The 18420-nt window shown below is 72.1% G+C and carries 15 protein-coding genes; 10 read left to right on the plus strand and 5 right to left on the minus strand.

Going from position 1 to position 18420, the window contains the following annotated elements:
• Window positions 1–23: 23 nt before the first annotated feature.
• From ACFWBB_RS01235 to ACFWBB_RS01245, 3 genes are all read left to right on the plus strand, one after another.
• Window positions 24–2390 (plus strand): glycoside hydrolase N-terminal domain-containing protein, encoded by a 2367-nt coding sequence (locus ACFWBB_RS01235; protein WP_385265230.1) that lies wholly within the window; start codon window positions 24–26, stop codon window positions 2388–2390.
• A complete protein-coding gene (locus ACFWBB_RS01240) occupies window positions 2387–3586 on the plus strand; it encodes an SGNH/GDSL hydrolase family protein (protein ID WP_385265233.1) in 1200 nt (399 codons plus the stop codon). Before ACFWBB_RS01235 ends, ACFWBB_RS01240 begins: the two co-directional genes overlap by 4 nt.
• A 73-nt stretch (window positions 3587–3659) precedes the next feature.
• Window positions 3660–5342 (plus strand): RecQ family ATP-dependent DNA helicase, encoded by a 1683-nt coding sequence (locus tag ACFWBB_RS01245; protein ID WP_385265236.1) that lies wholly within the window; start codon window positions 3660–3662, stop codon window positions 5340–5342.
• 44 nt (window positions 5343–5386) lie between these two features.
• Here the strand turns inward: ACFWBB_RS01245 and ACFWBB_RS01250 are convergent, their stop codons facing one another.
• Both ACFWBB_RS01250 and ACFWBB_RS01255 read right to left on the minus strand, forming a co-directional pair.
• On the minus strand, window positions 5387–5860 hold the full coding sequence (locus tag ACFWBB_RS01250) for an MSMEG_6728 family protein (protein WP_385265239.1): 474 nt from the start codon (window positions 5858–5860) through the stop codon (window positions 5387–5389).
• An 89-nt stretch (window positions 5861–5949) separates the two neighbouring features.
• Complete coding sequence (locus ACFWBB_RS01255) at window positions 5950–8226, minus strand: catalase (protein WP_385265242.1); 2277 nt, start codon at window positions 8224–8226, stop codon at window positions 5950–5952.
• A gap of 363 nt (window positions 8227–8589) precedes the next feature.
• Between ACFWBB_RS01255 and ppk2 the strand changes: the two genes are divergently transcribed.
• Window positions 8590–9555 (plus strand): polyphosphate kinase 2, encoded by a 966-nt coding sequence (ppk2, locus tag ACFWBB_RS01260; protein WP_385265245.1) that lies wholly within the window; start codon window positions 8590–8592, stop codon window positions 9553–9555.
• Window positions 9556–9735: 180 nt separating this feature from the next.
• On the opposite strand, the gene ACFWBB_RS01265 is transcribed toward ppk2, so the two are convergent.
• On the minus strand, window positions 9736–10161 hold the full coding sequence (locus tag ACFWBB_RS01265) for an excalibur calcium-binding protein (RefSeq protein WP_385265247.1): 426 nt from the start codon (window positions 10159–10161) through the stop codon (window positions 9736–9738).
• Window positions 10162–10343: 182 nt separating this feature from the next.
• On the opposite strand from ACFWBB_RS01265, the gene mscL reads away from it, so the two are divergent.
• The 5 genes from mscL to ACFWBB_RS01290 all read left to right on the plus strand — a co-directional run bounded on the left by mscL (window position 10344) and on the right by ACFWBB_RS01290 (window position 13522).
• On the plus strand, window positions 10344–10793 hold the full coding sequence (mscL, locus tag ACFWBB_RS01270) for a large conductance mechanosensitive channel protein MscL (protein WP_385265559.1): 450 nt from the start codon (window positions 10344–10346) through the stop codon (window positions 10791–10793).
• Window positions 10794–10890: 97 nt separating this feature from the next.
• Window positions 10891–11331, plus strand: coding sequence for a phage holin family protein (locus ACFWBB_RS01275; protein ID WP_385265249.1), 441 nt, complete (start codon window positions 10891–10893; stop codon window positions 11329–11331).
• Window positions 11328–11756 carry a DUF3618 domain-containing protein gene (locus ACFWBB_RS01280; RefSeq protein ID WP_385265252.1) on the plus strand — a complete coding sequence of 143 codons (429 nt, stop codon included), beginning with the start codon at window positions 11328–11330 and terminating at the stop codon, window positions 11754–11756. Before ACFWBB_RS01275 ends, ACFWBB_RS01280 begins: the two co-directional genes overlap by 4 nt.
• 287 nt (window positions 11757–12043) lie before the next feature.
• Window positions 12044–12901: a DMT family transporter gene (locus ACFWBB_RS01285; protein ID WP_385265255.1), complete on the plus strand. Its 858-nt coding sequence runs from the start codon at window positions 12044–12046 to the stop codon at window positions 12899–12901.
• Window positions 12902–13048: 147 nt separating this feature from the next.
• Window positions 13049–13522 (plus strand): hypothetical protein, encoded by a 474-nt coding sequence (locus ACFWBB_RS01290; protein ID WP_385265258.1) that lies wholly within the window; start codon window positions 13049–13051, stop codon window positions 13520–13522.
• Window positions 13523–13560: 38 nt separating this feature from the next.
• Here the strand turns inward: ACFWBB_RS01290 and ACFWBB_RS01295 are convergent, their stop codons facing one another.
• Both ACFWBB_RS01295 and ACFWBB_RS01300 read right to left on the minus strand, forming a co-directional pair.
• Window positions 13561–14790, minus strand: a complete 1230-nt coding sequence (locus ACFWBB_RS01295) for a PP2C family protein-serine/threonine phosphatase (protein WP_385265261.1) — start codon at window positions 14788–14790, stop codon at window positions 13561–13563.
• A 630-nt stretch (window positions 14791–15420) separates the two neighbouring features.
• The gene (locus tag ACFWBB_RS01300; RefSeq protein WP_385265264.1) at window positions 15421–16620 is read right to left on the minus strand and encodes a PucR family transcriptional regulator; all 1200 of its coding nucleotides are present in this window, start codon (window positions 16618–16620) and stop codon (window positions 15421–15423) included.
• A 149-nt stretch (window positions 16621–16769) separates the two neighbouring features.
• On the opposite strand from ACFWBB_RS01300, the gene ACFWBB_RS01305 reads away from it, so the two are divergent.
• Window positions 16770–18257, plus strand: coding sequence for a long-chain fatty acid--CoA ligase (locus ACFWBB_RS01305; RefSeq protein ID WP_385265268.1), 1488 nt, complete (start codon window positions 16770–16772; stop codon window positions 18255–18257).
• The last annotated feature ends 163 nt before the right edge of the window (window positions 18258–18420 follow it).

An 18420-nucleotide genomic window follows, 5' to 3' on the forward strand; every position in this document is an offset into this window, starting at 1 on the left:
ACCCTCGGACCTCCGGAGCCGCCATGAACCCCCACCCGACAGACCCCCGCAGACGCACCCTTCTCGCCGCCGGTCTCACCGCCGCCGCCCTCGCCGGCCTGCCCGCTTTCACCGCCTCCGCCGCGCCGCTGCGGCCCACCGCCGCACCGCGGCCCGCCGACGCCGCCCGGCACCGGCTGTGGTGGCAGGCCCCCGCCGACGACCACTCCATGATCGAACAGGGCCTGCCCGTCGGCAACGGCCGCCTCGGCGCCCTGGCGGGCAACGACCCCGGCCGGGAACTCCTCCTGATCACCGACGCCACCCTGTGGACCGGCGGCCTCAACGACAAGCTGGACGCCGACGGCCAGTTCCCCTACGGCCGGGCCGACTTCGGCTCCTTCACCCTGCTGGCCCGGCTCACCGTGGACATCCCCGACCACGACCTGTCCGCCGTCAACGGGTACCGCCGTACCCTCGACCTCTCCGAGGCGCTGCTCACGACCAGCTACGTCCGCTCCGGAGTGACGTACCGGCGGCAGATCTTCGCCAGCCGGCCCGACGACGTGATCGTCCTGCACTTCACCCAGAGCGGCGGCGGCCGGTACACCGGGTCGGTGACACTGGACGGCACCCACGGCGAGACCGGCGGGGGAGCGGAGTCCTTCGGCGGGTCCTTCCCGAACGGCCTGCGCTACGGCGCCGCCGTCACGGCGCACGGCACCGGCGGCCGGGTCCGGGTCGACGGCGCGCGGATCGACTTCTCCGGCTGCACCGACCTCACCGTGGTGGTCAGCGGCGGTACCGACTATGCCCCCGACGCCCGGGCGAAGTACCGCGACCCGTCCCTGGACCCCGAGAAGCTGGCCCGTACGAAGGTCCGCGCGGCCGCCGCCCATCCGGCAGGCACACTGCTGCGCACCCACGCCGCCGACTACCAAGCCCTCTACGGTCAACTGGACCTCTCGCTCGGCACGTCCACCGCCGGACAACGCTCCCTGGACACCTGGGAACGCCTCGCCGCACGCGCCCGCGACAGGACACCCGACCCCGAACTCGAGGCCGCCTACCTCCAGTTCGGCCGCTACCTGATGATCTCGGGATCCCGCGGCAGCCTCCCCCTCAACCTCCAGGGACTCTGGCTCGACGGGAATGACCCGGACTGGATGAGCGACTACCACACCGACATCAACCTCCAGATGAACTACTGGATGGCCGACCGGGCCGGTCTGCCCCAGTGCTTCGACGCCCTCACCGACTACTGCCTGGCCCAACTGCCCTCCTGGACCGCCCTCACCCGGTCCCTGTTCAACGATCCACGCAACCGCTACCGCAACTCCGGCGGAAAGGACGCCGGTTGGACCGTCGCGATCTCCACCAACCCGCACGGGGGCATGGGCTGGTGGTGGCACCCCGCAGGCAACGCCTGGCTGGCCAACACCCTTTTCGAACACTACGAGTTCACCGGCTCCCGCGCCCATCTGGCCAAGATCTACCCGCTGCTGAAGGGCGCCTGCGAGTTCTGGGAGTCGCGGCTGCTGCCCACGACGCTCCCCGGCAGCACCCGGGAGGTCCTCGTCGCCGACAGCGACTGGTCCCCCGAACACGGCCCGCTCGACGCCCGGGGCATCACCTACGCCCAGGAGCTGGTGTGGGAGCTGTTCGGCCACTACCGGGCCGCCGCGCAGGAGCTGGGCAGGGACGCCGCCTACGCGCAGACCGTCGCCGGGCTGCGCGACCGGCTCCACCTGCCGCAGGTGAGTCCCAGGACCGGCTGGCTGGAGGAGTGGATGTCGCCCGACAACCTGGGCGAGACCACCCACCGGCACCTCTCCCCGCTCGTCGGTCTCTTCCCCGGCGACCGCATCCGTCCCGACGGCTCCACCCCGAAGGAGACCGTCGACGGCGCCACCGCCCTCCTCACCGCGCGCGGCATGAACAGCTTCGGCTGGGCCAACGCCTGGCGCGCCCTGTGCTGGGCCCGGCTGAAGAACGCGGAGAAGGCGTATGAGCTGGTCACGACCAACCTGCGCCCGTCGACCGGCGGCGGCAACGGCACCGCCTTCAACCTGTTCGACATATACGAGGTCGAACAGGGCCGCGGCATCTTCCAGATCGACGCCAACTTCGGCACCCCGGCGGCGATGACCGAGATGCTCCTGTACTCCCGCCCCGGACACCTCGAACTCCTGCCCGCCCTCCCCGACGCCTGGGCCGCCGCCGGGTACGTCACCGGTCTGCCCGCGCGCGGCGGGTTCGTCGTCGACCTGCGGTGGCGCGACGGCACCCCCACCTCGGTGCGGCTGCGCAGTGCAGGCGGCCGGACCACGACCGTCGCGCACGGCGGAACGTCGAGGACGGTGGACCTTCGGCCGGGCGAGTCCGTCACGCTGAAGGGCTTCACCCGATGACGGCCCGACGCACGCCGGTACGCGTGCTCGTCGCCGTCCTGCTCGCCGCCGTCCTGCCGCAGGCCCTCCCGGTGGCCGCCCGCGCGGCGGACACCCCGCACGACGTCGTCACCTGGGCGGCGTCCGCCGACCGTCTCGGGGACGGCGTGGCCGACCGCGGCTACCGGCTCGTCGTCCGTACCAGCGTCGGCGGCGGCGACCTGCGGATCCGGCTCACCAACGCCTTCGGCGAACGGCCGGTGACCTTCGACAGCGTGTACGCGGGAGTCCGGCGGCAGGGCGCGGCCCTGGTGCCCGGCAGCAACCGGCGGCTGAGCTTCGGCGGCGCGCACTCCGTCACGATCCCCGCCGGCGGCACCGTGACGAGCGACGCGCTGCCCGGCCGGCTGCCCGCCGCCACCGATCTCGTGGTGAGCCTGCACTCACCGGACGCGGGGGGCCCGGTGAGCGGTCACGGGATGGCCATGCAGACGTCGTACCTCACCCAGGGCGACCACACGGCCGAGGAGAGCGCCGATCGGTGGAGTGCGACGACCGGCTCCTGGTCCTACCTCGACGCCGTCACCGTCCGCGCGGACGCGTCCACGGGCGCGGTGGCCGCGCTCGGTGACTCGATCACGGACGGCTGGCAGTCCTCCTCCGACCTCGACCGCCGCTGGCCCGACTACCTGGCCCGCCGACTTCGACAGGCGGACACCGCGATCAAGGGCGTGGCCAACGAGGGAATCTCCGGCAACAGGGTCCTGGCCGACGGAGCCGGCCAGAGCGCGCCGAACCGGCTCCAGCGGGACGTGCTGTCGCTGCCGGGCGTCCGTACGGTGTTCCTCTTCGAGGGTGTCAACGACATCAAGGCCCACACCGGAGTGACCGCCCAGGACATGATCACCGGATACCGGGAGATCGTCCGCCGTGCGCACGCGGCGGGCAAGTGCGTCGTCGGTGCCACCGTGGCCCCCTTCGAAGGCTGGTCGGAGTGGGACCCGGCCGCCGAGTCCGTACGGCAGGACGTCAACACGTTTATCAGGAGCAGCGGGGAGTTCGACGGCGTCACCGACTTCGACCGCATCCTGCGCAGCCCCTACGACCCCGAGCGGATCCTGCCCTTCTTCGACGGCGGCGACCATCTGCACCCCAACGACAAGGGCATGCGGGCGATGGCCGACGCGGTGGACCTCACGGCGCTCGACTGCACCTGACCGCAACCGACCGCGGCCGGGCAGGGAGAGGGCGGCCCGTCGGGGTACCCGGGCGGTCGCGAAAGGAGCGCTGATGACCCCACGACAGACGGCACGGCTGCGAAGCACCGCGGCCGAGGTGTTCGGCTGGCACACCCTCCTGCCCGAGCAGCTCACGGCGATGGAGTCCGTCCTGCAGGAGCGCGACACCCTCGTCGTCATGCCGACCGGATCCGGCAAGTCCGCCGTCTACCAGGTCCCCGGCATGCTGCTGACCGGACCGGTCCTGGTCGTCTCGCCGCTGCTCGCCCTCCAGCGGGACCAGATCGCCGGGCTGCCGGACGGAGAGCGGGCGCCCGACGGCGTCGCCCTGAACTCCGACCTGACGGCGGCGCAGACCGAGACGGCTTGGGAGGCCGTGCGCCGGGGCGAGGTCAGGTTCGTGTACCTGTCGCCTGAGCAGCTGGCGAAGGACGAGGTCGTGGAACGGCTCGCGGCGATCGGCCCCGCGCTGTTCGTGGTGGACGAGGCCCAGTGCGTGACGTCGTGGGGCCACGACTTCCGTCCCGACTACCTCCGTCTCGACCAGGCTGTACGGCGCCTGGGACGGCCGCCGGTCCTCGCCCTGACCGCGACCGCGGCGCCGCCGGTGCGCCGGGAGATCGTCGAACGGCTCGGCATGCGCGAACCCGCCGTGACGGTGGCCGGCTTCGACCGCCCGAACATCAGACTGGAGGCCCGGCGCTTCCAGGAGGACGACGACCGGCGTCGCGCGGTGCTCGAGCGGGCGGCCGCCGAACCCAAACCGGGCATCGTCTACGCCGCCACCCGCAAGGACACCGAGTACTACGCCGGTGAACTGGCCTCCTTGGGCCTCGCCGCCGAGGCCTACCACGCGGGGCTGCGGGCCTCGGAACGGGCCAGGATCCATGACGCCTTCCTCACGGGCGAGGCCGACGTAGTCGTGGCGACCTCGGCATTCGGCATGGGCATCGACAAGGAGGACGTGCGCTTCGTCCTGCACGCCGCACTGCCGGGCTCGCTGGACGCCTACTACCAGGAGATCGGCCGGTGCGGCAGGGACGGGAAACCGGCCCTCGCCGTGCTCCACCACCGCCCGCAGGACACCGGCATACAGACGTACTTCGCCGGCCGCGCACCAGGCCACGACGTCCTGACCGAGGTGGCCGACGCCATCCACGCCCATCGCGCGGACCCCGCCGACCTGGACGAACTCCGTGAGGACACGGGCCTCTCGCGCAACCGTGTCACCGCGGCCGTCAACCTCCTGGAGGAGACCGGCACCGTCACCGCGGGGGAGCGGGGCGAGCTGCGACCCGTTCCCGGCACCGCGTCCGCCACCGCGGCGGCCCGTGCCGCCGAGGCCGCCGAGGCGCATCGCCGCACGGACCGGTCCCGCGTCGACATGGCCCGCGCCTACGCCGAGACGACGGCCTGCCGACGGCGGTTCCTGCTCGGCTACTTCGGGGAGGAGTACCAGCCGCCGTGCGACGGCTGCGACGTGTGCGACACGGTCCACGGGGACACTCCCGAGGCGCAGCGCCCCGCCCATCCCGCGGCCTCCGACTACCCGGTCGGTACCCAGGTGAGGCACGGCGAGTGGTTCGACGGGACGGTGCTGAGCGTGGACGGCGACCGCATCACCGTGCTGTTCGACCAGGCCGGCTACCGCACGCTGTCCCTCGAAGCGCTGGCCGGACGCGACGACCTGCTCGAGGTGGTGGAGCCACCGCGCGGATCCTCGCCGACGTCCTGAAGGACCCGCGCCCGACCGAAGCGCGCGAAGCCGGAGCGGGAGACTCACCCCGCGCGCGGTGCGCTCCGGTCGGACGCCGGCCAGACGTACGGCAGATCGTCGGGAACGCCGGGGAAGAGAGCGGCGTAGAAGTCCGGATCCTTGCGCACGAGCGCCGACCGGTGGCTGCGGTGGAACGCGGTGTCGCCCAGCCACGGCGGCAGCTCGCCCGCCTCGGCGAGCCGCTCCTGGGTGCGGATGCCCTCCGGCTCCCCGGTGAAGCCGGTCACCAGTGAGGAGGCGCAGGTGTCCGCCCGGCCGGTCGCCGTCCACACACCGCAGACCTCCAGGCCGTAGCGCACCAACGCCTCCTCGTACCCGGTCCACATCCGCACCGCCGGGTGATGGCGCCATCCGTAGCCGGCGACCGTCAGGCCCCGCAGCACCTGGAGCGCCTCGACGCGCTGCTTGCCCAGCCGGCGAGGGTCCAACGCGGCGGCCGACTCGGTGAAGTCCGGGTACGGCAGAAAGGTCTGCATGGTCAGCCCCCGGACGGCGGAAGTGCTGCATGGCGTGCCGCCGGACACCGTGGGGACGGTGTCCGGCGGCGTGAACCGGTCCGGCCCGCTCAGGCAGCGGTGAAGCGGTCCCACACCCGGTGCTCGCCCAACAGGGTCACGAGCTGTTCCAGGGCGGCGGTGCCGCTGTCACCGACCACCACACCCGGGGCGCCCGTGGGCACTCCGGCACCTTCCAGGACTGCCTCGCCGCCCGCCCAGGCGCCCACGGCCTTGCCGTGCCGGAACGCCTCGGACACCAGCAGGGCGACGCGGGGATCGCCCGTCAGCTGCTGCGCGGCGGCGGGGAACGCCTTGGCGTCCCGGGCGCCGTACGCGTCGCTGCCCACGCCGGGCAGACCGGCCAGCAGCACCGCGTCGAACTCGACGGACCGCGCGGTGGCGTAGGTGCGCTGAACCGTCACCGCGCCCTCGCCGGAGCCGAGGACACCACCGGCCGGGGCGACGACCAGCGGAACCATGCCGCCGGCGAGGACCGCCTCGCGCACGGCGCGTACGCCGTCCAGGTCGCCGTCAGGACCGACGACGATGCCGATGACGCGGCCGTCCGTCGGCCAGCTGTGGCCGAGCTGCGACAGGGTGGGGCTGGGCTCGACGTCGGCCAGGGGCACGGTGGGTGCCGGCGCCGGCAGCCCGAGGCCCGTCGCCACCTCACCGCAGAGCTCCGGGTCGATGTTGGCCAGGACCTGCAACGCCCTTTCCTTGACGGCCTGTTCGTAGCACTTGGCGAGTTCGAAGGTGTACGCGCCGATGATGTGCTCACGCTCCAGCGGGGACATGCTGAGCCAGAACCGGCGGGGCTGGCTGAAGTGGTCCGCGAACGACTCGGGCGCTTCCCGGACCTTGGTGCCCTCGGGTACGCGCACCGGCGTCTCGATGAACGCCCCGGTGTCCGCACCCGCGGTGAACGGGCAGCCGCCGTCGAGCGAGTTGGGCCGGTAGGGGGCGACACCCCGGTGGACGGCGGTCTGGTGGAAGCCGTCGCGCAGCATGTCGTTGACAGGGGCGTGCGGGCGGTTGATGGGCAGCTGCGGGAAGTTGGGGCCGCCCAGCCGGGTGATCTGGGTGTCCAGATAGGAGAACAGCCGGCCCGCGAGCAGCGGGTCGTCGGTGACGTCGACGCCCGGCACGAGATGGCCGACGTGGAAGGCGACCTGCTCGGTCTCGGCGAAGAAGTTCGACGGGTTGCGGTTCAGGGTCAGCAGCCCGACCGGCTGCACGGGCGCGAGCTCCTCGGGCACGAGGTTCGTCGGGTCCAGCAGATCGATGCCCTCGAACATCTGGTCCGGGGTGTCGGGGAACGTCTGGATGCCCAGCTCCCACTGCGGGTACGCGCCCGCCTCGATGGCGTCGGCGAGGTCCCGGCGGTGGAAGTCCGGGTCGACGCCGTTGATGATCTGCGCCTCCTCCCACACCAGTGAGTGCACGCCGAGCTTCGGCTTCCAGTGGAACTTCACCAGCGTCGTCTCACCCGCGGCGTTGACCAGCCGGAAGGTGTGGACGCCGAAGCCCTCCATGGTCCGGTACGAGCGCGGGATGCCCCGGTCGGACATGTTCCACAGCGTGTGGTGGGTGGCCTCGGTGTGCAGGGTGACGAAGTCCCAGAAGGTGTCGTGCGCGCTCTGCGCCTGCGGGATCTCCCGGTCGGGATGCGGTTTGCCCGCGTGGATGACGTCGGGGAACTTGATGGCGTCCTGGATGAAGAACACGGGGATGTTGTTACCCACCAGGTCGAAGACGCCTTCGCTGGTGTAGAACTTCGTCGCGAATCCCCGGGTGTCCCGTACGGTGTCGGACGAGCCCCGCGAGCCCAGCACCGTGGAGAAGCGCACGAACACCGGCGTCTCCTCGTCCTCGGACAGGAACGCCGCCTTGGTCACCGAGCCCGCCGTGCCGTAGCTCTGGAACACGCCGTGCGCCGCGGCGCCCCGGGCGTGGACCACACGCTCCGGAATGCGCTCGTGGTCGAAGTGCATGACCTTCTCGCGCAGATGGTGGTCCTGGAGCAGCACCGGCCCCCGGGGCCCCGCCTTGAGCGAGTGGTCGGTGTCGGGGAGCCGCGTGCCCTGGGCCGTCGTGAGGTAGCTGCCGGACTGCGCCATCCGCGCCTGGTCGGCGCCCGTCGGCTGCCCGGTCGGCGACACGGTGTCGGGGCCGCTCTGATCCGGCTTCGGCGGCAGCGGCTCCCGCGGCTCCGTCGGCTCCGCGACGGACGGGGACTCGGGACCCGGCTTGCCGGGAATCCCCTCCTCCGGCGCCGCGCCGGGGCCCTGGAGACTGTCGGTGATCTTCTGGGCCGCCCGCTTGAGGGGGTTGCTCTCGCTCATGGGATTACAGTCCTTCGATGGGTACCTTAAAAATGGGCAAAATGGTACTTATTGCGTCACGCTCTCACGGCCCGGAGAGCCGCGCACCAGGCGCGCACCGATGGGGTGAACCCCGTGACGGCTGTTGATCCGGACCACCGGGGTTTCCGCGACGCGCTGGGTCAAACGGCTTTTCGGCAGGCCATCGTCGGGCGAAGCGGACCCTGGCCCGAGGCCGCGGAGCGACGTGGCGGATCGACGGCGTGGACAGCCGGCGTGGATCGACGGCTTCGACGGCGGACCCGCGTGTCCTCGCGTTTGGGGCGGCCCCCGGCACGGAACCCAGCAGGCGCCAGTGACGCATTACGAGGAGGCGCGGAACCAATGGATCGTGACGAGGCCGACAAGACCCGGTTGCTCGACGGGCTGACGGTGGACGACCGCAGGCCGGAGCAGCCGGTGCTGCTCGACGGCGCCCGGCGGCCGATCACGACATGGCGGGAGAACTACCCCTACGACAGCAAGGTGAGCCGCAGGGAGTACGACCGCAGCAAACGCGTCCTCCAGATCGAACTGCTCAAGCTGCAGCGCTGGGTCGCCGACACCGGCTCCCGCGTGGTCGTGATCTGCGAGGGGCGGGACGCGGCGGGCAAGGGCGGCACCATCCAGCGGTTCACCGAACGCCTCAACCCCCGTGGCGCCAAGATCGTGGCCCTGGGCAAGCCCACGGACCGGGAGAAGGGCCAGTGGTACTTCCAGCGCTACGTCGACCATCTTCCGGCGCCGGGAGAGATCGTCTTCTTCGACCGCTCCTGGTACAACCGGGCCGGAGTCGAGCGGGTCATGGGATTCTGCACACAACGCGAGTACGAACTGTTCCTCAAGCAGTGCCCGCTCTTCGAGGAGATGCTGGTCGAGGACGGCGTCATTTTGTTGAAGTTCTGGTTCTCCGTCTCCCGGGCCGAGCAGCGGACGCGGTTCGCGATCCGCCAGGTCGACCCCGTACGCCAGTGGAAGCTCTCGCCCACCGACCTCGACTCCCTCGACCGCTGGGACGAGTACACCACCGCCAAGGTCGAGATGTTCCGCGCCACCGACACCGCGCACGCCCCCTGGACGGTCGTCAAGAGCAACGACAAACGGCGGGGCCGCCTCGAAGCCATGCGCAGCCTGCTGCACCGGATCGACTACGAGGCCAAGGACGCCGACGCCGTCGGCAGTCCTGACCCTCTCGTCGTCGGGGCCGCCGCCACCCTCCTGGAGCCCGGCGAAGAGGACACCGTCCTGTCGCCGACTCCGCTGGCACACCGGGCCGAGGGCCCCGGACGGCATCCCGGCACCACGGCCTGAAGCGCCGCGGAGCAGTCCGCACGGCGCCGCTCGCACGGCGCCGCTCGCACGGCGCTGTTCGCACGGCGCTGTTCGCACGGCGCTGTTCGCACGGCGCTGTTCGCACGGCGCTGTTCGCACGGCGCTGTTCGCACGGCGCCGCTCGCACGGTGCTGCCGACGCGGCCCTGGCCGGGGTCGGTCAGGCGCGGCGCCGGCGCCGCCGCACGCAACCGGCCGCGGCCAGCAGGCCCGCGGTCGTCAGGCTGACGCCGATGCCGATGTCCCAGCGGGACGGTCCTGCGGTCGAGGCGCCGCCGACGCCGCCGCGCACGCCGAGGCTGGGCAGCGCGGCCGGGCCGGTCGCCACCGGCGCTGGGATGCTCGTGGCGGGAGCGAGCGTGGCCGCCGCCCGGCGAGGCAGGACCTCGCAGGCGATGTCGTCGTCCGGTCCCTGGTCCTCGTCGAGCCGGTTGGGGTCGCTGGGATCCTGGTCGAACACCGCCTGGGCGTCTTCCTGGTAGCTGAAGTCACGGCAGTCGAGATCCTGCGCGTGGGCGACTCCGGTCAGCGGAGCCAAGGTCATGATCGTCGCGGTTATGCCCGTGACGATGGCGCGGTGTGGCATGGGCGTCTCCTCCCGGCCGGGGGCCGTCCCCTCGACGCTAGGCAACGACCGACGCCGTCGCGCGAGGCGAGCCGCCATCCGGGTGGACGCCCGGCTTTCCGGTCCGGTGCCGGTGGTGTGCCCGGCGCCGGTGCGGCAAGACGTGCTCAGAGCCGAGAGAAGTGGAGTGCAACGTGAAGGATCTGCTGGGCGGGTTCCGCAGTTTCATACTGCGCGGGAACGTGGTCGACCTGGCCGTGGGCATCGTGATCGGCGCGGCCTTCACCGCGGTGGTCAACGGCTTCGTGAAAGCGTTCCTGACCCCGGTGGTGGGCTTCGCGACAGGGGCGACGGGCGACTACAGCCGCAGGACCTTCTCCGTCGGCGGGGCGATCTTCCCCTACGGAAGCTTTGTGAACGCCGTCATCAGTTTCCTGCTGGTCGCCTGCGTCCTGTACTTCCTCGTCGTCCTGCCGATCAACAAACTGCACGAGCGCTTCGCCCCGCACCAGGACGTCCAGGCGGACAAGCGGGACTGCCCCGAGTGCCTCAACCCGGTGCCCGCCCGGGCGCGCCGCTGCGGGTTCTGCACCAGCGATCTCGCGCCTCTCCCCGCCACCGCCCACGCGGGTGAAACGAGGGCCCAGACCTGACCGGCTCGGCCGCACCGGCAACCCGCCGCAACCAGGGATGTCTTTCCCGCCGGTCATCGGGTACCCGGACCGGCACCGAGAGGAAGGGGTGAAGGTGATGGCTGAAGCAGGACGGTACGGCACGGACGGTGAGCGCGGCGCGCGTACCGCTGACGGCGGTGAGTCCGTCGGCCAACTGGTGCAGCGTGCTTCGCAGCAGCTGACCGAACTGGTGCGCGGCGAAATGCAGCTCGCACGGGCGGAGATGGTCGAGAAGGGCAAGCGCTACGGCAAGGGCGGGGGCCTGTTCGGCGGGGCCGGACTCTTCGGGTTCCTCACCCTGCAGGCGCTGGCCGCCACCGCGATCGCCGCGATCGCGGTGGCGCTCCCGGTGTGGGCCGCGGCCCTGATCGTCACGGCCGTACTCGCGGTGATCACCGCCGTGCTGGCCCTGACCGGTAAGAAGCAGGTCGCCGCGGCCGCCCCACCGGTCCCCGAGCGGACCGTCGACAGCGTGAAAGCCGATGTGTCGGAGATCAAGGAGAGTGCACGACGATGACCCAGCCACCCCAGGACGAGCCCACCGCCGACAGCCCCGAAGAGCTGCGCCGACAGGTCGAGCGGACCCGTCACGAACTCGGCGGGACGGTCGAGGCGCTGGCCGCGAAGACGGACGTCAAGGCCCGCGCGCAGGAGAAGGCGACCGCGCTCAAGGAGCAGGCGGGCACCACTGCGGCGCACCTGTCCGAGCAGGCCAGGACGAAGGCGGCCGAGGCGGCCCACCTGCTGGAGGAGAAGGTCCCCGGCCCGGTCAAGGACACGGCCGCCGCGGCCGCCGTCCAGGTCAGGGCCAGGGCCGGGCAGGCCGAGCAGCTGTGGCAGGAAAAGGCACCCCGACAGGTGCGGGACCGCCGCGGCGCCCTCATCGGCGCCGCCGCGGCGATCGCCCTCGTCTGTCTGCTGCTGCGCCGCGGCAAGAAGTAGCCGACGGCGGACCGGGCGCCGCCGGCCCACCGGGCGGGCGGCGCCCTTCGCCGATCTGCGGATCATGCCGCCGGGTGTGAGACTGCGGCCGGGCGATCAGCCCATCCGACAGCGCCCGCGCGGCGCCCGCACAGCGGTCGGGCAGCGGTCGGGCAGCGTTCCGCGCGGCGGTCCGGGGCAGGGGTCAGGGCGACGTGACGGCCCCGCTTCTCGAGTGGCAACCGCCCACTCTCGTACGACGGCTGTCCGGCTCGTACGACGGCTGTCCGGCCGGGCAAGGTGGAGTCATGATCATGCTTGCCGTGCTCTTCGCCGTCCTCGGCGCCATCAGCAACGCGGTGGGCACGGCGTTCCAGCGCAAGGCCGCCTCCACGGTGGAACAGGGCGGCGGAGTGCGGCTGCTGCTCGCCCTGGCGCGGCGGCCCGCCTGGTCGATCGGCATCGCGGGAGTGGTGGGCGCCGCGCTGTTCCAGGCTGTCGCCCTCATCAACGGCCCCATGGCGCTGGTCCAGCCCCTCTTCATCCTCGAGCTCCCCTTCGCGCTGCTTCTCGCGGTGCCCCTGATGCACCGCCGGCTGTCGGCCGACGGCTGGTGGGCGGTCGGTGGGGTGGTGGCCGGACTCGCCCTGCTCCTGGCCTCCGCGGCCCCCTCCGGCTCCCGGGAACAGGCCTCCATGGCACGATGGATCCCGGTCCTGGTGCTCGCCCTGGGAGCGATGACCGCGGCGTTCCTCCTCGCGCGCTCCTCGTCCTCGCCGTTGTTCCGGGCCGCCGCGCTGGCCTCGGCCGCGGCGGTCGGCAACGCCCTGACCGCCGCCCTGCTGAAGTCGGCCACGGGACGCCTCGCCGACGCGGGCCTGCCCGCCTTCCTCACCACCTGGCAGACCTACGGATTCGCGCTCACCGGGGTCCTGGCCCTCCTGCTGCTGGAGAACTCCCTGCAAGCCGGTCCCCTGGTCGCCTCACAGCCCGCGCTGACCATCGGTGACGCGGCCGTGAGCCTCCTGCTGGGCGTATTCCTGTTCGACGAGAGCATCCGCACGGGCTGGTGGCTTCTGCCCGAGGCGATCGGCGCGCTGCTCATCCTGCAAAGCGTGCTGCGCCTGACCCGGGTGGTGCCCCACCTGGTCGACGTCATGCGATGAGACCGGCTCGTCCGGGTTCGGCGATCGTGCATCCGGGCGGTACGGACGGTGCCGCCGCCCGGGTTGTGCTGTGCTTTTCCGGACAGGAGGGGAGGGCTCGGCGCCGCAGGCCCCATTCCTGTTCACAGGTCGAAGGGAGTGGCGACGATGGGTGACCGCCAAGGTCCGGACGAGGAGCACCGGCGCCCCGAAGGTGTCGGCGACGAGACGGTGGAAGCGCTCGGATCGCTGTCCAAAGCGCTGGAGACGATCGAGCGGGCCCGTGGACACCTCTACTCGTTCCACCAGCTCACAGGCACCGCGGACCTGGAACTGGATCGCGCGGTCGAGCTGCTGCGCAGGGCGGGCCACGGGGCATGGGCCGAACGCGTCGAGACGGAGATCCTGGGGCGCAACGTCATCCCGGGCCACTGGACGTTCCAGATCGTCGAAGCGTACGACGGCACGTACTACCGGGCGTTCAGGCAATTGGAGCAGGAGGCGGTCGAGCAGCTGGCCGACGGGCGCGACCACCTGTACGAGGCGGAGATGAAGGAAGCCCGCCGCACCCGCGACCACCCCGACCACACGGCTCGCCCCGACAGTCCCGGCACCCGCGAGCCGACCGGTCCTCTCCCCTGAACAGCGAACACGACCCAGCGCGCAGTCAGGAGGGGCAGTCACAGGCGCAAAACGATCAGGGCGGTGTCGTCGGTGTTGCCGGTGGTGGGCAGGAGGTCGGCCAGGAGGGCGTCGGCCAGCGGCTCGGGAGGCGAGTGCCGGTGGTGGGTGAGGGAAGCGGCGAGCCGGGCCAGGCCCGTGTAGATGTCCTCGCTGCGGCGCTCGATCAGACCGTCGGTGTACAGGACCAGGGTGTCGCCCTCGGCGAATCCGGTGTGGGCCTGAGGGCGGGGGAGGTGCTCCGGGCGGGCGGCGAGCGGGGGATCGGTGGCCTGGTCGAGGAGCGTGACGGTGCCGTCGGTGTGCACGAGGACGGGCGGCGGGTGGCCCGCGGAGCTGTACGCGACGGTGTGACTGTCCCAGTCGATGAAGGTCGTCACGACGGTGGTGGCCTGGGCCCCTTCGACGAAGCGGGCGTACAGGCCGAGGGCCTCCACGGCCTGCGCCGGGCCGTCGGCCACCCGACAGGCGGCGCTCAGGGCGCTGCGCAGCTGCCCCATGGTGCAGGCCGCCGCGAGGCCGTGCCCCACGACGTCGCCGACGGCGACCGCGAGGTTGTCGCCGGGCAGGTCGACCAGGTCGTACCAGTCGCCGCACACGTTCAGCGCGCCGATCGCGGGTCGGTAGCGCACGGCCGCGGCGTGCGGCCCGGTCGGGCCGGGCGCGGGCAGCATCGCCGCCTGGAGGGCCAGCGCGACCTCACGCTCATGGGCGTGCGCCTGGCGGAGCCGTTCGTTGATCTCTTGCAGCTCGCGCGCCCGGGTGTACAGCTCGGCCTCCAGCACCCGGGCCCGGGCCCCGCCGTTCGTGCCGCCGCGGGCGTGGATGAGTTCGGTGACCTCCTCCACCCGGTGCACGACCAGTACCACCTGTCCGTCGGGGCCGTGGACGGGCGCGTTCACCGGGCTCCAGTAGTGCTCGCGCCAGAGGCCGGGCCGGTGGGGATCCTCGATGTCGTAGCGCAGCAGTGCCATGGTGTCGCGCGCACCGGTGGCGACCACCCGCAGCATCGACTCCCGGGTCTCGCGCATGCCGGCCGCGGCCGGGTCGTTGGGGTTCTCGGGGAACACGTCGAAGATGTACCGGCCGAGCAACTGCTCCCGGGTCCGTCCGGCCAGCCGAAGGAAGTCGTCATTGGCGTCGGCGTACACCAGGTCGGGGGTGAGGAGGGCCACCATGCCGGGGAGGGCTCGGAAGACCGCCACATAGTCGATCCGCGGTTTTCTCATGGCCTGCCGCCTGTCTCGGTGCCGAGCGTCACTGTGCCGTTCCACGATAGAAGGGAGATCGCGGCGGGGCCCGGAAACCGCGTCCCCCGGCCCCACGCGTTCCCCGATCGCGGACGTGCCGACCGGCCGCGGGAGAGCCGGTCGGCACGAGGACGCTGTCGGGGTGGTGCCTCACCGCCCCGCGGAGATCGCGCGTAGCTCCGGTGTGCCCGGCGGTCGTGCAGGTGACATCCGATCCGGGCAGCCTCCCGCGGAGTCGGTGGCCTTGATCCGCGAGGGGGCGAGGGTGATCGTACGGCCGCCGGGATCGGCGTCGTCGAGTGGCACGGTGACGTCGGCGCAGCGGGCTCCGGCCTTCTCCAGCTCCTGCCGGTGCCGTCGTCGGGGCCGAGGACGCAGCTCTTCCAGCCCGGCTGCTGGTCGCGGTAGCGGCTGAGGCCGGCGGCGCGGGCGGACGACGGGCCGGCCGCGGCCGCGGTGGGCAGGGTGGTGAGGCAGACGGCGGGCAGGGTGGTGAGGCAGACGGCGGGCAGGGTGGTGAGGCAGACGGTGGCGGGCCCGGCGGTTCGCAGGCTCACGCAGGTCCCTCCCCGGTCTGTCCGGGTCCGGCCCACCCCGTGAGCGGGCAACTCACTCCGTTGCGACCGGCGACCTCTCACCCGGTCCGACGCCATGGTTGCGGACGGCCAGGAGCGCCACGCCGATGTCCGCCACCGCCCGCGGATCGGAAAGGGAGCGGCCCGTCAACTCCTCGACGCGACGCAGCCGGTAACGGACGGTGTTGGGGTGGACGAACAGGCTCCGGGCCGCGTCGGTGGCCGAACCGGCGGCGCCGAACCAGTGTTCCAGGGTCTCCAACAGGCGGGCGCGCTCGGCGACCGGGAGGTCGAGCAGGGGCTGGAGGACCACTGTCACGAGATGCGCCGCCTCCGCCGGGGCGGCGGCCACCATCATGGCCAGCGGGTTGTCGTCGAAACGCGCGACGCCGGCACCGGTCCCGCGCAGCCCGGCGAGAGCCAGACGAGCGAAGCGCAGAGCCTGGGGAGTGTCCCGCAGGGAGTGGAAGCACGGGCTGACGCCCACGCGGGCCTGTGTTCGGCGCAGGACGCGCAGACAGGTGCTCTCCGCCGCCGGTGTGGGCAGGGCGACCAGACCGATCTGATGGTCCGGCAAGAGCCGCCAGGCCGACGGTAGTTGGGCCTGGTGCAGCGCGGCTTCGACTCCTGCGAGCGGCTCCTGGCCGGGAGCGCCGGCCGCGGCCGCGGCGACCGCGTAGGGGCCGTGCTCGGGCAGGCCCAGCTCACGGGCGGCCTCCCACAGCGTCGTCCGGTCGGCGATGACGCCGGTGAACAGCGCCTCCACCAGGGCCGAGCGCCGGGCGTGACGCTCTGAGGTCAACTCGGCGGAGGTCTCCCGGTAGGCCGCCGCCACCGCCTCCGCGTACAGCCCGAACAACGCCCATATCTCCGCCGACTGGGACACCAACTGGTCGTCGGAGACCTCGGGATGGGACCGTGACTCCAACAGGATCTCCGTCCACAGGAGTTCGAAGCCGACGCGGTACGCGTGCAGGGTGTCCGCGAGTGGCACGCCCTGTTCGGCGCGTACGCGGCCGGTCTCGCGGGCCGGGCTCGGGTCCGGGGCGTCCGGGTGACCGAGGTGGCTCAACACCAGGTCCGCGTTGGCGGTGCACGAGCGGCGCAGGGAGTCGAAGGGGATCAGCGACTCCTCGTCATAGGCGTCGACGTCCGAGCGGATGCGCTGCGCGATCCGCTCACCCAGTTCCGGCAGCCTGGAGTGCAGCGCCGCGGCCACGCCCGAGATCTCCATTACCGCAGCCTAACGCCCTCATTTTGTTCCTGGGGACAATCCGGGAGGGGAGGCGCTGTCCTGCCGCCCATAGGCCGTCGTCAGGAGCGGCAGCACCATGTCGTCGAGATGAACAGCGGATTTCAACGGTGACGTTCGTGGAGGCGGTCATGGCCAATCTTGCGCAGTACCTCGTGGAGACGGCACAGCGGCAGCCGGGACGTCCCGCGCTGCGCCTGGGCGAGCAGGTCACCAGCTACGCCGAGCTCGACGAGCGCAGCGCCCGCGCCGCCGCGCTGCTGAGGGCACAGGGCGTGCGCCCCGGGGATCGTGTCGCCCTGATGCTGCCCAACGTCCCCGAGTTCGTCGTCCTGTACTACGGCATCCTGCGTGCCGGAGGGATCGTCGTACCGATGAACCCGCTGCTGAAGACGCGGGAGACCGAGTACCACCTCGACGACTCCGGGGCGGTGCTGCTGTGCGAGTGGCACCGGGCGCCCGGCGAGGGCGCGCAGGGCGCGGCCGCCGCAGGGGTGCGGCACCTGGCCGTCGAACCCGCCGCCTTCGCCGCACTCCTGGCCGGGCACGCACCACTGCCCGAAGTGGCGGAGACCGGCGTCGACGACGTGGCCGTGCTGCTGTACACCTCCGGCACCACCGGCCGCCCCAAGGGCGCCACGCTCACGCACTCCGGGCTGCGGCACAACACCGAGGTCAACGCGGTCCACGTGCAGCGCATCACGCCCCAGGACGTGGTGGTGGGCTGTCTGCCGCTGTTCCACATCTTCGGACAGATCTGCACCATGAGCGTGGCCGTCCGCGCGGGCGCCTCCCTCACTCTGATCCCCCGCTTCGAACCGCAGGCCGTGCTGGACGCCATCGCCCGCGACCGGGCCACGGTCTTCGAGGGTGTTCCCACGATGTACGCGGCGCTGCTCCAGCACCCGTCGCCGGCGGACGTGTCGACACTGCGGATGTGTGTTTCCGGCGGGGCCTCGCTGCCCGTGGAGGTCCTGCACGGCTTCGAACGGCGCTTCGGCTGCGCGGTGCTGGAGGGCTTCGGCATGTCCGAGACCAGCCCGGTGGTCACGTTCAACCACCCCGACCGTCCGCGCAAGGCCGGCTCCGTCGGCACCCCGATCCGAGACGTGGAGGTGCGGCTCCTCGACGGCAGTGGCCGGGACGTCGCACCCGGCGAGGTCGGCGAACTGGCGGTGCGCGGCCCGAACGTGATGAAGGGGTACTGGAACCGTCCCGAGGAGACAGCGGTCGCCATCCCGGACGGCTGGCTGCGCAGCGGTGACCTCGCCCGGCAGGACGAGGACGGCTATCTGTACATCGTCGACCGCAAGAAGGACATGATCATCCGCGGCGGCTACAACGTCTACCCGCGCGAGATGGAGGAGGTCCTGCACGAGCACCCGGCCGTCGCCCTGGCCGCCGTGGTGGGCCTGCCGCACGCCCACCTGGGCGAGGAGATCGCGGCCGCGGTCGTGCTGCGCCCGGGCGCCCGGGCCACGCCCGACGAGCTACGGGAGTTCGTCAAGAGCCGGGTGGCGGCGTACAAGTACCCGCGCGAGGTGTGGCTCGTCGACGCCCTGCCGACCGGCCCCAGCGGCAAGATCCTCAAGCGGGAGATCACCGCGCCGACGGGGTGAACACACCGGTCCTCGACCCCGGGGACGCGGATGGGAGGGACTGTTCGCCGTCCTGCACAGCGGCCCGCACGCCCCGGACCGGGCGGCCGGCCTCGCGACGTGACGGGGTGCCGGGGGCCGGCCGACTCGAACCGTGTCCTCCTGGTGAGAGATGGATGGCGCG

The organism is Streptomyces sp. NPDC060000 (genome assembly GCF_042737375.1).
Lineage (GTDB): Bacteria > Actinomycetota > Actinomycetes > Streptomycetales > Streptomycetaceae > Streptomyces.

Excerpts from the sequence above, each read along its gene's own strand:
- ACFWBB_RS01280 (WP_385265252.1), top strand. The coding sequence starts at position 11,328 with ATGACCCAGCCACCCCAGGACGAGCCCACCGCCGACAGCCCCGAAGAG.
- ACFWBB_RS01295 (WP_385265261.1), bottom strand. The coding sequence starts at position 14,790 with ATGAGAAAACCGCGGATCGACTATGTGGCGGTCTTCCGAGCCCTCCCC.
- ppk2 (WP_385265245.1), top strand. The coding sequence starts at position 8,590 with ATGGATCGTGACGAGGCCGACAAGACCCGGTTGCTCGACGGGCTGACG.
- ACFWBB_RS01285 (WP_385265255.1), top strand. The coding sequence starts at position 12,044 with ATGATCATGCTTGCCGTGCTCTTCGCCGTCCTCGGCGCCATCAGCAAC.
- ACFWBB_RS01245 (WP_385265236.1), top strand. The coding sequence starts at position 3,660 with ATGACCCCACGACAGACGGCACGGCTGCGAAGCACCGCGGCCGAGGTG.
- ACFWBB_RS01265 (WP_385265247.1), bottom strand. The coding sequence starts at position 10,161 with ATGCCACACCGCGCCATCGTCACGGGCATAACCGCGACGATCATGACC.
- ACFWBB_RS01240 (WP_385265233.1), top strand. The coding sequence starts at position 2,387 with ATGACGGCCCGACGCACGCCGGTACGCGTGCTCGTCGCCGTCCTGCTC.
- ACFWBB_RS01290 (WP_385265258.1), top strand. The coding sequence starts at position 13,049 with ATGGGTGACCGCCAAGGTCCGGACGAGGAGCACCGGCGCCCCGAAGGT.
- ACFWBB_RS01250 (WP_385265239.1), bottom strand. The coding sequence starts at position 5,860 with ATGCAGACCTTTCTGCCGTACCCGGACTTCACCGAGTCGGCCGCCGCG.
- ACFWBB_RS01235 (WP_385265230.1), top strand. The coding sequence starts at position 24 with ATGAACCCCCACCCGACAGACCCCCGCAGACGCACCCTTCTCGCCGCC.
- ACFWBB_RS01300 (WP_385265264.1), bottom strand. The coding sequence starts at position 16,620 with ATGGAGATCTCGGGCGTGGCCGCGGCGCTGCACTCCAGGCTGCCGGAA.
- ACFWBB_RS01255 (WP_385265242.1), bottom strand. The coding sequence starts at position 8,226 with ATGAGCGAGAGCAACCCCCTCAAGCGGGCGGCCCAGAAGATCACCGAC.
- ACFWBB_RS01275 (WP_385265249.1), top strand. The coding sequence starts at position 10,891 with ATGGCTGAAGCAGGACGGTACGGCACGGACGGTGAGCGCGGCGCGCGT.
- ACFWBB_RS01305 (WP_385265268.1), top strand. The coding sequence starts at position 16,770 with ATGGCCAATCTTGCGCAGTACCTCGTGGAGACGGCACAGCGGCAGCCG.